11 protein-coding genes are annotated in these 15,538 nt (G+C 62.8%); 9 read left to right on the plus strand and 2 right to left on the minus strand.

The features are described 5' to 3' along the window. The 4 genes from dnaA to gyrB are packed head-to-tail and all read left to right on the plus strand — an operon-like array spanning nt 1 to nt 6,215. Nucleotides 1–1,527, plus strand: a complete 1,527-nt coding sequence (gene dnaA, locus VUG52_RS00005) for a chromosomal replication initiator protein DnaA (RefSeq protein ID WP_050707604.1) — start codon at nt 1–3, stop codon at nt 1,525–1,527. 40 nt (nt 1,528–1,567) lie between these two features. Then, the gene (gene dnaN, locus VUG52_RS00010; RefSeq protein WP_050707605.1) at nt 1,568–2,671 is read left to right on the plus strand and encodes a DNA polymerase III subunit beta; all 1,104 of its coding nucleotides are present in this window, start codon (nt 1,568–1,570) and stop codon (nt 2,669–2,671) included. 15 nt (nt 2,672–2,686) lie between these two features. After that, nucleotides 2,687–3,790, plus strand: coding sequence for a DNA replication/repair protein RecF (gene recF, locus VUG52_RS00015; protein ID WP_028690032.1), 1,104 nt, complete (start codon nt 2,687–2,689; stop codon nt 3,788–3,790). A gap of 4 nt (nt 3,791–3,794) precedes the next feature. Then, the gene (gene gyrB, locus VUG52_RS00020; protein WP_050707607.1) at nt 3,795–6,215 is read left to right on the plus strand and encodes a DNA topoisomerase (ATP-hydrolyzing) subunit B; all 2,421 of its coding nucleotides are present in this window, start codon (nt 3,795–3,797) and stop codon (nt 6,213–6,215) included. Between the two features lie 74 nt (nt 6,216–6,289). Here gyrB and VUG52_RS00025 read toward each other — a convergent pair whose 3' ends face one another. Then, complete coding sequence (locus VUG52_RS00025; protein WP_050707608.1) at nt 6,290–7,588, minus strand: sigma-54 interaction domain-containing protein; 1,299 nt, start codon at nt 7,586–7,588, stop codon at nt 6,290–6,292. A gap of 248 nt (nt 7,589–7,836) precedes the next feature. Here VUG52_RS00025 and VUG52_RS00030 point away from each other — a divergent pair, with 248 nt between their 5' ends. The 3 genes from VUG52_RS00030 to VUG52_RS00040 are packed head-to-tail and all read left to right on the plus strand — an operon-like array spanning nt 7,837 to nt 10,858. Continuing rightward, the gene (locus tag VUG52_RS00030) at nt 7,837–8,721 is read left to right on the plus strand and encodes an MBL fold metallo-hydrolase (protein WP_331832315.1); all 885 of its coding nucleotides are present in this window, start codon (nt 7,837–7,839) and stop codon (nt 8,719–8,721) included. A 41-nt stretch (nt 8,722–8,762) separates the two neighbouring features. After that, complete coding sequence (locus tag VUG52_RS00035) at nt 8,763–10,043, plus strand: NAD(P)/FAD-dependent oxidoreductase (RefSeq protein WP_050707610.1); 1,281 nt, start codon at nt 8,763–8,765, stop codon at nt 10,041–10,043. Then, entirely contained in the window at nt 10,040–10,858 is an 819-nt protein-coding gene (locus VUG52_RS00040; RefSeq protein WP_050707611.1) for a sulfite exporter TauE/SafE family protein, read from the plus strand. The genes VUG52_RS00035 and VUG52_RS00040 overlap by 4 nt, the downstream gene beginning before the upstream one ends. On the opposite strand, the gene VUG52_RS00045 is transcribed toward VUG52_RS00040, so the two are convergent. Then, nucleotides 10,847–11,734, minus strand: coding sequence for a LysR family transcriptional regulator (locus VUG52_RS00045; RefSeq protein WP_050707612.1), 888 nt, complete (start codon nt 11,732–11,734; stop codon nt 10,847–10,849). The genes VUG52_RS00040 and VUG52_RS00045 overlap by 12 nt on opposite strands. Nucleotides 11,735–11,973: 239 nt before the next feature. On the opposite strand from VUG52_RS00045, the gene VUG52_RS00050 reads away from it, so the two are divergent. Then, nucleotides 11,974–13,623: a GMC family oxidoreductase gene (locus VUG52_RS00050; protein ID WP_331832316.1), complete on the plus strand. Its 1,650-nt coding sequence runs from the start codon at nt 11,974–11,976 to the stop codon at nt 13,621–13,623. A 97-nt stretch (nt 13,624–13,720) separates the two neighbouring features. After that, nucleotides 13,721–15,340: an MFS transporter gene (locus VUG52_RS00055; RefSeq protein WP_280081526.1), complete on the plus strand. Its 1,620-nt coding sequence runs from the start codon at nt 13,721–13,723 to the stop codon at nt 15,338–15,340. Nucleotides 15,341–15,538 lie beyond the last annotated feature (198 nt).

A 15,538-nucleotide genomic window follows, 5' to 3' on the forward strand; every position in this document is an offset into this window, starting at 1 on the left:
GTGTCAGTGGAACTTTGGCAGCAGTGCGTGGAGCTTCTGCGCGATGAGCTGCCTGCCCAGCAATTCAACACCTGGATCCGTCCGCTACAGGTCGAAGCCGAAGGCGACGAGTTGCGCGTCTATGCGCCTAACCGCTTCGTGCTCGATTGGGTCAATGAAAAGTACCTTGGCCGCCTGCTCGAACTGCTGGGTGAACAGGGCAGCGGTATTGCACCTGCCCTTTCCTTATTAATAGGCAGCCGTCGCAGCTCCGCAGCCCGTGCCGCACCCAACGCCCCTGTCAGTGCCGCCGTTGCGGCAACCCTCGCGCAACAGGCGCAGGTGCAGCAGCCAGCCCCTGTACTCGAGCCTGTCAGCGCACCCGTGGTGGAGCCGGCACAGGTTGCCGAAGTCGAGGAGCCCTCTTCGCGCGACAGCTTCGACAGCATGGCCGAGAACGCGACCGCTCCGGTTGCCAGCGGCCGTACTGAACAGCGTACGGTGCAGGTCGAGGGTGCCCTGAAGCACACCAGCTACCTGAACCGCACCTTCACCTTCGAAACCTTCGTCGAAGGCAAGTCGAACCAACTGGCTCGCGCCGCGGCCTGGCAGGTTGCCGACAACCCCAAGCACGGCTACAACCCACTGTTCCTTTATGGTGGCGTCGGCCTGGGTAAGACGCACTTGATGCACGCTGTGGGTAACCACCTGCTGAAGAAGAACCCGAACGCCAAGGTGGTCTACCTGCATTCGGAGCGCTTCGTCGCCGACATGGTCAAGGCACTGCAGCTGAACGCGATCAACGAATTCAAACGCTTTTACCGTTCGGTCGATGCGTTGCTGATCGACGACATCCAGTTCTTCGCCCGCAAGGAGCGTTCCCAGGAAGAGTTTTTCCACACCTTCAACGCCCTGCTCGAGGGCGGCCAGCAGGTGATCCTCACCAGCGACCGCTACCCGAAGGAAATCGAAGGCCTGGAAGAGCGCCTGAAGTCCCGCTTCGGCTGGGGCCTGACGGTGGCCGTCGAGCCGCCGGAGCTGGAAACCCGCGTGGCGATCCTGATGAAGAAGGCCGACCAGGCCAAGGTCGAGCTGCCGCACGATGCCGCGTTCTTCATCGCCCAGCGTATCCGCTCCAACGTGCGTGAGCTCGAAGGCGCCCTGAAGCGGGTGATCGCCCACTCGCACTTCATGGGCCGCGACATCACCATCGAGCTGATCCGTGAATCGCTCAAGGATCTTTTGGCGCTGCAGGACAAGCTGGTCAGTGTGGATAACATTCAGCGCACCGTGGCCGAGTACTACAAGATCAAGATCTCCGATCTGCTGTCCAAGCGACGGTCGCGCTCCGTGGCGCGTCCACGCCAGGTGGCCATGGCGTTGTCGAAAGAGCTGACCAACCACAGTCTGCCGGAGATCGGCGACATGTTCGGCGGCCGCGACCACACCACCGTGCTGCACGCCTGCCGCAAGATCAACGAATTGAAGGAATCCGACGCGGACATCCGCGAGGACTACAAGAACCTGCTGCGCACGCTGACGACCTGATGGCCGTCTGCGCAGCTAATTGAAGGCAAGGGACTAGACCATGCATTTCACCATTCAACGCGAAGCCCTGTTGAAACCCCTGCAACTGGTCGCAGGCGTCGTCGAGCGCCGCCAGACCTTGCCGGTCCTGTCCAACGTCCTGCTGGTCGTGCAAGGCCAGCAGCTGTCGTTGACCGGTACCGACCTGGAAGTCGAACTGGTTGGCCGCGTCCAGCTGGAAGAGCCTGCGGAGCCGGGCGAGATCACCGTTCCGGCGCGCAAGCTGATGGACATCTGCAAGAGCCTGCCCAGCGATGTGCTGATCGACATCAAGGTCGACGAGCAGAAGCTGCTGGTCAAGGCTGGTCGCAGCCGTTTCACCCTGTCCACCCTGCCGGCCAATGACTTCCCGACCGTGGAAGAAGGCCCAGGCTCGCTGACCTGCAACCTGGAACAGAGCAAGCTGCGCCGCCTGATCGAGCGCACCAGCTTCGCCATGGCCCAGCAGGATGTGCGCTACTACCTCAACGGCATGCTGCTGGAAGTCTCCACTGACACCCTGCGCGCCGTCGCCACCGATGGCCACCGTCTGGCGCTGTGCGCCATGCAGGCACCGATCGGCCAGGCTGAGCGTCACCAGGTCATCGTGCCGCGCAAGGGTATCCTCGAGCTGGCGCGTCTGCTCACCGATCCGGAAGGCATGGTCAGCATCGTCCTGGGCCAGCATCACATTCGCGCCACCACCGGTGAGTTCACCTTCACCTCCAAGCTGGTCGACGGCAAGTTCCCGGACTACGAGCGCGTCCTGCCCAAGGGCGGCGACAAGCTGGTGATCGGTGATCGCCAGGCGTTGCGCGAGGCGTTCAGCCGTACCGCGATCCTGTCCAACGAGAAGTACCGCGGCATCCGTCTGCAACTGGCCGCCGGCCAGCTGAAGATCCAGGCCAACAACCCGGAGCAGGAAGAAGCGGAAGAAGAAATCAGCGTCGACTACAACGGCAGCTCGCTGGAGATCGGTTTCAACGTCAGCTACCTGCTGGACGTGCTGGGCGTCATGACCACCGAACAGGTTCGCCTGATTCTGTCCGACTCCAACAGCAGCGCCCTGCTGCAGGAAGCCGGCAATGACGACTCGTCCTACGTTGTCATGCCGATGCGTCTGTAACCCAAAGCAGGCGACATGTCCCTTCGACGTCTCTCGGTCACCGCGGTGCGCAACCTGCACCCGGTGACCCTCTCACCCTCCCCCCGCATCAACATCCTTTACGGCGCCAACGGCAGCGGCAAGACCAGCGTGCTCGAAGCTGTGCACCTGCTGGGGCTCGCCCGCTCGTTCCGCAGCACCCGGTTGAACCCGGTGATTCAGTACGAGCAGCCGACCTGCACTGTGTTCGGTCAGGTTGAACTGGCCGAAGGCGGTACCAGCAACCTGGGTGTTTCTCGGGAGCGCCAGGGTGATTTCACCATCCGTATCGACGGACAGAATGCGCGCAGCGCCGCGCAACTGGCCGAGATGCTGCCCCTGCAACTGATCAACCCGGACAGTTTCCGCCTGCTCGAAGGTGCGCCCAAGGTGCGCCGGCAGTTCCTCGATTGGGGCGTGTTCCACGTGGAACCTCGCTTCATGGCGACCTGGCAGCGCCTGCAGAAGGCCCTGCGGCAGCGGAACTCATGGCTGCGGCATGGTACACTTGATGCCGTTTCGCAAGCCGCCTGGGATCGGGAGTTATGTCTCGCCAGTGCGGAAATAGATGAATACCGTCGCAACTACATCAAGGCCTTGAAGCCTGTCTTCGAGCGTACCCTGAGCGAGCTGGTCGAACTGGACGGGCTGACCCTGAGCTACTACCGAGGCTGGGACAAGGACCGGGAACTCAACGAAGTCCTCGCAACCTCTCTCCTTCGCGATCAGCAGATGGGCCATACCCAGGCCGGGCCACAACGTGCCGATCTGCGCCTGCGATTGGGCGCGAACAACGCGGCCGACATCCTCTCGCGAGGGCAGCAGAAGCTGGTGGTCTGTGCCCTGCGCATCGCCCAGGGGCATCTGGTCAGCCAGGTTCGTCGCGGTCAGTGTATTTATCTGGTGGATGACTTGCCGTCCGAGTTGGACGAGCAGCACCGCCGCGCCCTGTGCCGCTTGCTTGAAGAATTGAACTGCCAGGTGTTCATCACCTGTGTAGACCACGAATTTCTGAGGGAAGGCTGGCAGACGGAAACGCCAGTCGCCTTGTTCCACGTGGAACAGGGCCGTATCACCCAGACCCACGACCATCGGGAGTGAAGGCATGAGCGAAAATCAAACGTACGACTCCTCCAGCATCAAGGTGCTGAAAGGGCTGGATGCCGTACGCAAGCGTCCCGGCATGTACATTGGCGACACCGATGACGGCAGCGGCCTGCACCACATGGTGTTCGAGGTGGTCGACAACTCGATCGACGAAGCCCTGGCCGGGCACTGCGATGACATCACCGTCATCATTCACCCGGACGAATCCATCAGCGTCCGTGACAATGGCCGTGGTATTCCGGTCGACGTGCATAAAGAAGAAGGCGTTTCCGCGGCTGAGGTCATCATGACCGTGCTGCACGCCGGCGGTAAGTTCGACGACAACTCCTACAAGGTATCCGGCGGTCTGCACGGCGTAGGTGTCTCGGTGGTGAACGCCCTGTCCGAGCAACTGGTGCTCACCGTTCGTCGTAGCGGCAAGATCTGGGAACAGACCTATGTCCATGGTGTGCCCCAGGCGCCGATGGCGGTCGTCGGTGATAGCGAAACCACCGGTACCCACATTCACTTCAAGCCTTCGGCTGAAACCTTCAAGAATATCCACTTCAGCTGGGACATTCTCGCCAAGCGTATCCGCGAGCTGTCGTTCCTGAACTCGGGCGTTGGCATCCTGCTGAAGGATGAGCGCAGCGGCAAGGAAGAGTTCTTCAAGTACGAAGGCGGCCTGCGCGCATTCGTTGAATACCTGAACACCAACAAGACCCCGGTCAACTCCCAGGTCTTCCATTTCAACGTCCAGCGTGACGATGGCGTGGGTGTCGAAGTCGCCCTGCAGTGGAACGACAGCTTCAACGAAAACCTGCTGTGCTTCACCAACAACATTCCCCAGCGCGACGGTGGTACCCACCTGGTCGGCTTCCGTTCCTCGCTGACCCGTAGCCTGAACAGCTACATCGAACAGGAAGGCCTGGCGAAGAAGAACAAGGTCGCGACTACCGGTGACGACGCCCGTGAAGGCCTGACCGCGATCATCTCGGTCAAGGTGCCGGATCCGAAGTTCAGCTCGCAGACCAAGGACAAGCTGGTTTCTTCGGAGGTGAAGACCGCCGTGGAACAAGAGATGAACAAGTACTTCGCCGACTTCCTGTTGGAGAACCCCAACGAAGCCAAGGCGGTGGTCGGCAAGATGATCGACGCAGCCCGTGCCCGTGAAGCGGCGCGTAAAGCCCGTGAGATGACCCGCCGCAAAGGCGCGCTGGACATCGCCGGCCTGCCGGGCAAACTGGCCGACTGCCAGGAGAAGGACCCTGCCCTTTCCGAACTGTACCTGGTGGAGGGTGACTCCGCAGGTGGTTCGGCCAAGCAAGGCCGTAACCGTCGCACCCAGGCGATCCTGCCGCTCAAGGGCAAGATCCTCAACGTCGAGAAAGCGCGCTTCGACAAGATGATCTCTTCTCAGGAGGTCGGCACGCTGATCACCGCACTGGGTTGTGGCATCGGCCGCGAAGAGTACAACATCGACAAGCTGCGTTATCACAACATCATCATCATGACCGATGCTGACGTCGACGGTTCGCACATCCGTACCCTGCTGCTGACCTTCTTCTTCCGTCAGCTGCCGGAGCTGGTCGAGCGTGGCTACATCTATATCGCCCAGCCGCCGCTGTACAAGGTGAAGAAAGGCAAGCAGGAGCAGTACATCAAGGACGACGAGGCCATGGAAGAATACATGACCCAGTCGGCCCTGGAAGATGCCAGCCTGCACCTGGACGAGTCCGCGCCAGCCGTTTCCGGCGTGCAACTCGAGGCGCTGGTCAACGAATTCCGCGCCGTGATGAAGACCCTCAAGCGTCTGTCGCGCCTGTACCCGGAAGAGCTGACCGAGCACTTCATCTACCTGCCAAAGGTTTCCCTCGAGCAACTGGCCGATAAGGCGCAGATGGATGTTTGGCTGAAGGCGTTCCAGCAGCGTCTGGATAACAGCCAGCGTTCTGGTCTGGCTTACAAGGCCGACTTGCACGAGGACAAGGAGCGCAACCTCTGGCTGCCTGTCGTTGAAACGACCTCCCATGGTTTGGCCAGCTATGTCACCTTCAACCGTGACTTCTTCGGCAGCAATGACTACAAGACGGTCGTCGCCCTGGGCGAAAAGCTGGGTACCTTGCTGGGCGATGGTGCCTATGTTCAGCGTGGCGAGCGTCGCAAGGCGGTCACCGAGTTCAAGGAAGCCCTCGACTGGCTGATGAACGAGAGCACCAAGCGCCACACCATCCAGCGATACAAAGGGCTGGGTGAGATGAACCCGGACCAGCTGTGGGAAACCACCATGGACCCGACCGTGCGCCGCATGCTCAAGGTGACCATCGAGGACGCCATTGCCGCCGACCAGCTGTTTAACACCCTGATGGGTGATGCGGTCGAACCGCGTCGCGACTTCATCGAAAGCAATGCGCTGTCGGTGTCCAACCTGGACTTCTGATCTGCGGGTAGTACAAGAAAGCCAATCCCCAGGGATTGGCTTTTTTTTTACCTTCATGAATGTTCCACGTGGAACTACGAAATCCCCAATGCTTTAAGTCGGCGGTACAACGTGCGTTCGCTCATCCCGAGGTGATCGGCCAATTCACTTCGGGAACCGTTGAAGGTTTCCAGGGCATGGGCCAGATCGGCCATTTCGTTCTTACGTCCCCGAACACCTGTCTGCCTTACGGCCGGGTGGATGTCCTCCGGAAGATGTTCGGGACGAATCAGCCCATCATCAGCAAACAATCGCGCGCGCTCCAAGATGTTTCTGAGCTCGCGAATGTTGCCTGGGAATGTATGCAGCTTGAGGCAAGCGAGTGCTTCGGCAGTGACCTTGGGCGAGTGCTTTCCGGCCATCCGTTGCAGCAGACTCTCACAGAGCAACGGCAAATCCTCGACTCGCTCACGCAGCGATGGCAGGCGAATCGGGAATCCGCTGATGCGGTAATACAGGTCTTCGCGAAACGTCCCTTCGGCGGCCATCTCCTTCAAGGGCTTGTGCGTGGCCGAGACCAGGCGGAAATCCGAATGGACCGTGCGCGTGCTGCCGACCGGACGGAAGCTGCCGGATTCGATCAGGCGCAGCAGTTTCACCTGCATCGCCAGCGGTACTTCACCGATCTCATCGAGGAACAGGGTGCCGCCGTGAGCGGCTTCGGCCAGGCCGATCTTGCGTTGAGTCGCTCCAGTGAAGGCGCCCTTTTCATAGCCGAACAGTTCACTCTCGAACAACGACTCGGTCAGCCCGGTGCAGTCCACCACCACCAGGGGGCCATTGGCTCGTGGGCTGCCCAGGTGCAAGGCGCGGGCGAACAGCTCCTTGCCCGTGCCCGACTCGCCCTGGAGCAGTACCGGAATCTGCGCAGGGGCTGCACGTTGCAAACTGGCCACGGCGGTCTTGAAGGCTGGCGCCCGGCCAACCAGTCCTTGCTGTTGAGGTTGTGCCGATGCCAGGGTGACGCTGGTCAGGCGTTCGACGAAGGCTACCACCCTGCCCTCGTCATCGAGGATCGGGCGCAGTTCCACATCCACATGCTCCGGCCCTCGCGGGGTGTGATGGATGTGCAGCACGCGCTCGGGCATCTTGCTGTCCAGCGACTTGCGCAGCGGGCAATGCTCCCCGGCCTGGTCGCAAGGCACGGCATAGTGGTGCGAGACCCGGTGGCATTTTTCGCCGATCGGCGCATGCTCCTCGTTGCCAAACTGGCGACGGTACGCCGCGTTGGCAGCCAGGATGTTGTAGTCGGTATCCAGCACGATACTGGGCAGCACATCGTGTTCGAGGTAGGACACCAGCGCGAGGATCGCGGGATGGGAAGCGGCTAGCATGACAGCACCAGATGAAGGACCTGGCGAGGGTAGCAAGGACTGCCAAACACTGCCATCGGCTGACAGTCGACTGCCAGGAACTGTCACCTTCGGGTTGCTCGTATGGGGGCTGCTGCGCAGCCCATCGCGGCACGAGGCCGCTCCTACAGGGGGAAGGCGTCCTATCTGAAAGGCTGGCATGTATCTTGATAAAGCACCCTTCACTGCCTATGCCTTCAAGGAGGCCCGGTGGATAACTGGAGAGTGCAATGATCATCGGCAACAACCTTCACGTTGAAGAATTCTTCGACAAGGCGACCTGGACCATCAGCTACCTGGTCATGGATGGCGAGACGCGCCAATGCGCGCTGATCGACAGCGTGCTGGACTACGACCCCAAGTCCGGGCGCACCTGCACCGATTCGGCGGACAAGCTGATCGCCCGTGTCGAGGCGCTGGACGCCAAGGTGCAATGGATCCTGGATACCCATGTGCACGCTGATCACCTGTCTGCGGCGGCCTACCTCAAGGAGCGGCTTGGCGGCAGCATCGCGATCGGTGCGCAGATCACCCAGGTGCAGAAAGTCTTCGGCACCCTGTTCAACGCCGAGCCGGGTTTTGCCTGTGACGGCAGCCAGTTCGATGTCCTGTTCGAAGATGAAGAGGGATTTCGCATCGGCAACCTGCATGCCCGTGCCCTGCACACCCCTGGGCATACCCCGGCGTGTATGAGCTACATGGTCGAGGATGCGGGCGAGATCGCTGTGTTCGTCGGCGATACCTTGTTCACCCCCGACTACGGCACCGCCCGTTGCGACTTTCCGGGCGCCAGCGCGCGAACCCTGTACCAGTCGATCCGTCGCCTGCTCGCCTTCCCCGACCAGACCCGGCTGTTCATGTGCCATGACTACCTGCCCGGTGGCCGTGAGCTGCGCTTCGTCACCACCGTGGCCGAGCAACGCGCCGACAACATCCATATCCATGAAGGGGTCAGCGAGGACAGCTTCGTGCAGATGCGCGAAGCCCGTGACAAGACCCTCGACATGCCCGTGCTGATCCTGCCGTCGGTGCAGATCAACATGCGCAGCGGGCAATTCCCCGAACCTGAAGCCAACGGTGTGAGCTACCTGAAGATCCCGCTGAACAAGCTGTAAGCCACGCCGTACCCATAACGAGATTTCCAAGGAACACCGCCATGCCTGCCTTGCTGTCCCCTGTCGATTCCTCCCGTGCCGACCACCACAAGGTGGTGATCGTCGGCGCCGGTGCCGCCGGTATCGCCACCGCCTCCAGCCTGATCGCCCGTGACCCGTCGCTGGACATTGCCCTGATCGACCCCGCCGACGTGCACTACTACCAGCCTGGCTGGACCATGGTCGGTGCCGGGGTTTTCAAGGCGCCGAGCACCGCCCAGACCATGGCGGCCACCCTGCCCCGTGGCGTGCGCTGGATCAAGGCACGGGTGGAGGGCTTCGACCCTCAGGGGCAACTGGTGGTGCTCGAGGACGGGCGCGCGGTCAGCTATGAACAGCTGGTGGTCTGCCCGGGATTGAAACTCGATTGGAATGCCATCGAGGGTTTGAGCGAGACCCTCGGACGCAACGGCGTCACCTCCAACTACCGCTACGACCTGGCGCCCTACACCTGGCAACTGGTGCAGAACCTCAAGCAGGGGCGCGCCCTCTTCACCCAGCCGCCGATGCCGATCAAATGCGCCGGGGCGCCGCAGAAGGCGTTGTACCTGTCCTGCGATCACTGGTTGCGCAACGGCCACCTGGGTAATGTCAGGGCCAGCTTCTTCAATGCCGGTGCGGTGTTGTTCGGCGTACCGGACTATGTGCCGGCGCTGATGAGCTACATCGACAAGTACGGCGTGGACCTGAACTACCAGCATCGCCTGACGGCGGTGGATGGTCCGAACAAGCGCGCCACGTTCATTCGTACCCTCCCCGACGGCAGCACCGAGACCCGGGTCGAGGCCTTCGACATGCTGCATGTGGTGCCGCCCCAGGTGGCGCCTGACTTCATCCGCCAGAGCCCGCTGGCCGATGCGGCGGGTTGGGTGGATGTCGACCCGCATACCTTGCGTCATCGCCAGTTCGGCAATGTCCATGCGCTGGGTGACGTGGCCAATACCAGCAACGCCAAGACCGCCGCCGCTGCCCGCAAGCAGGCACCGGTGGTGGCCAACAATGTGCTGGTGGCACTCGGTCGCCTGTCGACCCTGGCCCAGTACGATGGCTACGGCTCCTGTCCATTGACGGTCGAGCGCGGCAAGATCGTCCTGGCCGAGTTCACCTATGGCGGCAAGGTGGCGCCGAGCTTCCCGCGCTGGCTGCTCGATGGCCGCAAGCCAACCCGCCTGGCCTGGTTGCTCAAGGCGCAGATCCTGCCGCCGCTGTACTGGAAGGGCATGCTCAAGGGCCGCGAATGGCTGGCCCGGCCGCAACCTCTGGTGGTCGAGGCGCAGCAGTGATCGAACACCAACTGCTGGGCGCCGGGCTCGGCGCGATCATTGGCGCGGTGCTGGCCCTGACCGGTGCCGGCGGTGGCATCCTGGCGGTGCCGCTGCTGGTGTTCGGCCTGGGACTGAGCATGGTCGAGGCGGCGCCGATCGGCCTGCTGGCCGTGGGGTTGGCGGCGTCGGTCGGTGCGGTACTCGGCCTGCGCCAGGGGCTGGTGCGCTACCGGGCGGCCGCGTTCATCGCGGTGATCGGGATTGCCTGCGCGCCGTTCGGCCTGATGCTCGCTCATCGTTTGCCCAATACGCCATTGGCCTTGGTGTTCGCCGGGGTGCTGGTGTACGCCTGCCTGCGGATCTGGCGCAAGGCGGCGCGTGAACTGCGTGGCGAGTCGCCCTGTGGGGAGCGGGAGATCATGCCCTGCGTGCTCAACCCGCTGCAGGGAAGATTGCGCTGGACCCTGCCCTGCGCCCGGGCACTGGCGTTCACCGGGATGCTGTCGGGTCTGCTGTCCGGCCTGTTGGGGGTCGGTGGTGGATTTGTGATCATCCCGGCGCTGAACCGCTATACCAACCTGGACATGAAAAGCATCGTCGCCACCTCGTTGGCGGTGATCGCCCTGGTGTCCACCGGCAGCGTGGTCAGCGCCAGCGTCGCGGGGGTGATGCACTGGTGGGTCGGGGCGCCGTTTGCCGTGGGGGCGGTGCTGGGCCTGCTGCTGGCGCGGCCATTGGCGAGCAAGCTGGCCGGCCCGCGCCTGCAGCAGCTGTTCGCCGTGGTGGGCTGTGGCGCTGCGGCACTGTTGGCCGGCAAGGCGCTACTCGGCTAGCAACTCGTCCTGCTCGGCGGCGCACAGCGCCAGCAGGTAGTCCCACACCACTCGCAGGCGGACCGACTTGTGCAGCTCACGGCGGGTGCAGATCCAGTAGCTGCGCTGGATGGTCTCGCTGGGCAGCACGCGCACCAGCTTCGGATCGTGGCGGGCCATGTAGTTGGGCAGCACGGCGATGCCCAGACCGGCCTGGGCAGCATGCTGCTGGGCGATCACGCTGGTGCTGCGGAACACCACGTTGGGCGCCCGGCAGAAGCTGTTGAGGAACAGCAGCTCCTGGCTGAACAGCAGGTCGTCGACATAGCCGATCCAGCTGTGCCGAGCCAGATCTTCGCGGCTGTGCAGCGGTGGCGCGCGGTCCAGATAGTCCTGGCTGGCATACAGGGCAAGGCGGTAGTCGGTGAGCTTGCGGGTGATCAGCAGGTCGGCGTTGGGGCGTTCCAGGTGGATGCTGATCTCGGCTTCGCGGTTGAGGATGCTGACGAAACGCGGCACCGCCACCAATTCCACTTCGAGCCCCGGGTAGCGTTGGAACAAGGCTTTCATGCGCGGGGTGAAGAACATGATGCCGATGCCTTCGGTCACCCCCAGACGGATCTTGCCCAGTGGCGTGATGGCCTGGGTGATTTCTTCCTGCGCCAGCAGGGCGACGTTCTCCATCGCTTCGGCGTGCTTGAGCAGGGCCTGGCCGGAAGGCGTGAGTTCATAGCCCTGGGCGTGCTGGACGAACAGCGCGGTACCCAGGTGCTTTTCGATGCTCTCGATATGCCGGGCCACGGTGCTGTGGGTGGTGTTGAGGCGCTTGGCGGCGGTAAGCAGGCGGCCGCTGCGCTGCAACTCGAGGAAAAACCGCAGATCGTTCCAGTCGAACATGCTTGTCCCTTTGGCTGTTCGCGCTGACTCCTTCGCGGGTAAACCCGCTCCCACAGGGTTATCGCCAAACTCAGGATCGGCGGTGAACCTGTGGGAGCGGGTTTACCCGCGAAGGGGCCGGCCCAGATATGGCGCTGTGCTAAAACGCACAACGGCTGCGCGAAATCTCGTGTTTCCTCGGCGAAATTAATCAATAAGATGGATCGGGACAAGAATAATAATCAGGCGCGAGGTTGCACATGCCATCAGCCGATCCTGTCTACGACTATGTGGTCGTGGGTGCCGGTCCCGCCGGTTGCCTGCTGGCCAACCGCTTGTCCGCCGACCCTTCGTGCCACGTATTGCTGCTCGAGGCGGGTGGCCGCGACAACTATCCCTGGATTCACATCCCCGTCGGTTACCTCTACTGCATCGGCAATCCACGCACCGATTGGTGCCTGAAGACCGAGGCCCAGCCCGGCCTGAACGGTCGCAGCCTGGGTTATCCACGGGGCAAGGTGCTGGGCGGCTGCTCGTCGATCAACGGCATGATCTACATGCGTGGCCAGGCCGCCGACTACGACCGCTGGGCCGAGCAAGGCAACGACGGCTGGGCGTGGAAGGATGTGCTGCCCTTGTTCAAGGCCAGCGAGAACCACTTCGCCGGCGCCAGCGACAGTCACGGCGCGGACGGGGAATGGCGGGTCGAGCAGCAGCGCTACAGCTGGCCAATCCTCGATGCCTTCCGCGATGCCGCCGAGCAGAGTGGCATCGCCAAGGTCGGCGACTTCAACACGGGCGACAACGCCGGCTGTGGATACTTTCAGGTCAATCAGCGCAGCGGCGTGCGCTGGAACTCGGCCAAGGCGTTTCTCAGGCCCATCCTCAAGCGCCCCAACCTGACAGTGTTGACGGGCGTGCAGGTCGACCAGGTGCTGCTCGACAACACCCGCGCGCGGGCGGTGAAGGCCCTGTGGCAAGGCGCCTGGCACGAGTTCGCCGCTCGCCGCGAGATCATCCTGTGCGCGGGCTCCGTGGGCTCGCCCGGCATTCTGCAACGCTCCGGCATCGGCCCGCGCAAGCTGCTCGAAGGCTTGGGTATCGGGGTTCGCCATGAGATGCCCGGGGTTGGCGGCAACCTGCAGGATCACCTGCAACTGCGCCTGATCTATCAGGTCCACAACACCCGCACCCTCAATCAGATGGCCAACAGCCTGTGGGGCAAGCTGGGCATGGGCCTGCGCTACGCTTACGACCGCAGTGGCCCGTTGGCCATGGCGCCGAGCCAGCTGGGCGCCTTCGCCCGTTCAGGTCCCGAGCAGGCAACGGCCAACCTGCAATACCACGTGCAGCCGCTGTCGCTGGACCGCTTCGGCGAACCGCTGCATCGCTTTCCGGCCTTCACCGCCTCGGTGTGCAACCTGCGCCCGGCGAGCCGTGGACGCATCGACATTCGCTCGGCGGACATGAATGCCGCGCCGGTGATCGACCCCAACTACCTGAGCGACCCCGAGGACCTGCGCGTCGCCGCCGAGGCCATCCGCCTCACCCGGCGCATCGTCCAGGCCCCTGCCCTGGCGGCCTTCGATCCTCGCGAGTATTTGCCAGGCCCCGCCTTGCAGAGCGAGAACGACCTGTACCAGGCCGCCGGCCAGATCGGCACCACCATCTTCCACCCGGTGGGCACCTGCCGCATGGGCAGTGGCGCGCTGGACGTCGTGGATAACCAGCTGCGCGTGCATGGCATTCCCGGTCTGCGCGTGGCCGACGCCTCGATCATGCCGCAGATCGTCTCCGGCAATACCTGTTCACCCACGTTGATGATTGCCGAAAAGGCGGCACAACTGATCCTCAAGGGAGCCAATACCCAGACCAACCTCAGCGACGCCAGCGCGATACCGACGCCCTGACCCGGGTGTTTGCAACAGCGGTGGCTTGTGATCGCAAGTCGCCGGCAGTGGAACAACAAGAATAATCACTGTGGCCCGCGGGCCGAGGACAGCAACGATGTCGGATTACATCCAGGAACAGGGGGCGGCGGCGAGCAGCCCAAGCCGTCGTGAAGAGCGCAAGATCATTTTCGCGTCATCCCTCGGGACGGTGTTCGAGTGGTATGACTTTTTTCTCTATGGCGCGCTGGCTGCGGTCATCAGCAAGCAGTTCTTCGCGGGGGTCAACGACACCACCGCCTTCATCTTCGCCCTGATGGCCTTCGCCGCCGGCTTCCTGGTGCGCCCGTTCGGCGCGCTGGTGTTCGGCCGGCTGGGCGACATGATCGGGCGCAAGTACACCTTCCTGGTGACCATCGTGCTGATGGGCCTGTCGACCTTCGCCGTTGGCCTGTTGCCCACCTACGCCAGCATCGGCATCGCCGCGCCGATCATCCTGGTGGTGCTGCGCATGCTCCAGGGCCTGGCGCTGGGCGGTGAATACGGCGGCGCGGCCACCTATGTCGCCGAACACGCGCCACCCGGCAAGCGCGGTTTCCATACCGGCTTCATCCAGTCCACCGCCACCCTCGGCCTGCTGCTGTCGTTGCTCGTGGTCCTGGCCAGCCGCTACATCAGTGGCGACCAGTTCGAAACCTGGGGCTGGCGCCTGCCGTTCCTGCTGTCGATCGTGCTGCTGGCGATTTCCACCTGGATCCGCATGAGCATGCACGAGTCGCCGGCCTTCGTGAAAATGAAGGCCCAGGGCAAGGTCAGCAAGTCGCCGATCCGCGAGTCGTTCACCTCGTGGCCGAACCTGAAGGTGGTGCTCACGGCGCTGTTCAGCATCAATGCCGGGCAGGCGGTGACCTTCTACACCGCGCAGTTCTACGTGCTGTTCTTCATGACCCAGATGCTCAAGATGGACCCGGCCCAGGCCAACACGCTGCTGATCATCAGTGTGGTGATCGGTGCGCCGTTCTTCGTGTTCTTCGGCTGGCTGTCGGACCGGGTCGGACGCAAGCCGATCCTGATGCTTGGCCTTTTGCTGGCGACGGTGTTGTACTTCCCGCTGTTCAAGGCCCTGAGCCATTACGCCAATCCGCAGATCGACGCTGCCAGTCGCCAGGCGCCGATCGTCGTCACCGCCGATCCCAAGGGCTGCACCTTCCAGTTCGACCCGGTGGGCAAGGCACGCTTCGACAGCCCGTGCGACAAGGTCAAGACGTTCCTGGTCAAGCAGGGCCTGCCTTACAGTTCGGTGAATGTCGCTGGCAGCGAGGTGATCGTCAGCATTGGCGACAAGACCATCAATGGCTTCGACGAGACGGCCATGCGCAGTGCCATCGATAGCGCCGGCTACCCGGCCAAGGCGGATCCTGCGCATGTGAACCAGGTGATGGTGGTGGTGCTGATCGTTGCCATGATCCTGATCGCCACCATGACCTACGGGCCGCTGGCGGCGGTGATGGTCGAGCTGTTCCCGACGCGCATCCGCTACACCTCGATGTCGCTGCCCTACCACATCGGCAACGGCTGGTTCGGCGGCTTCCTGCCGACGGTATCGTTCGCGTTGGTGGTGTACACCGGGGATATCTTCTATGGGCTGTGGTACCCGGTGCTGATCACCGGGGTGAGCCTGGTGGTGGGGATCTTCTGCCTGAAAGAGACTCGGGATGTGGATATCGACAAGGTCTAGGCAATGCCAGGGATGTAGCGTGGGAGCGGGCTTGCCCCGCGATACCGGCGCAGCCGGTGCCATCCATCGCGGGGCAAGTCGGGGCGCCGAACCGCCGCTCCCACGTACTCGCTATGCCACCATCAAACGAGCACAAAAAAACCGGCGTAAAAGCCGGTTTTTTTATCGCGGGAAAAAACTTATGCACGATTTTCGGAA

Origin of the sequence: Pseudomonas sp. LH21 (assembly GCF_036549575.1) — a bacterium.
In the GTDB taxonomy this organism is placed as follows: domain Bacteria; phylum Pseudomonadota; class Gammaproteobacteria; order Pseudomonadales; family Pseudomonadaceae; genus Aquipseudomonas; species Aquipseudomonas peradeniyensis.

Coding starts and splice junctions, on each gene's coding strand:
- dnaN (WP_050707605.1), top strand. CDS start 1,568: ATGCATTTCACCATTCAACGCGAAGCCCTGTTGAAACCCCTGCAACTG.
- recF (WP_028690032.1), top strand. CDS start 2,687: ATGTCCCTTCGACGTCTCTCGGTCACCGCGGTGCGCAACCTGCACCCG.
- gyrB (WP_050707607.1), top strand. CDS start 3,795: ATGAGCGAAAATCAAACGTACGACTCCTCCAGCATCAAGGTGCTGAAA.
- VUG52_RS00025 (WP_050707608.1), bottom strand. CDS start 7,588: ATGCTAGCCGCTTCCCATCCCGCGATCCTCGCGCTGGTGTCCTACCTC.
- VUG52_RS00030 (WP_331832315.1), top strand. CDS start 7,837: ATGATCATCGGCAACAACCTTCACGTTGAAGAATTCTTCGACAAGGCG.
- VUG52_RS00035 (WP_050707610.1), top strand. CDS start 8,763: ATGCCTGCCTTGCTGTCCCCTGTCGATTCCTCCCGTGCCGACCACCAC.
- VUG52_RS00045 (WP_050707612.1), bottom strand. CDS start 11,734: ATGTTCGACTGGAACGATCTGCGGTTTTTCCTCGAGTTGCAGCGCAGC.
- VUG52_RS00050 (WP_331832316.1), top strand. CDS start 11,974: ATGCCATCAGCCGATCCTGTCTACGACTATGTGGTCGTGGGTGCCGGT.
- VUG52_RS00055 (WP_280081526.1), top strand. CDS start 13,721: ATGTCGGATTACATCCAGGAACAGGGGGCGGCGGCGAGCAGCCCAAGC.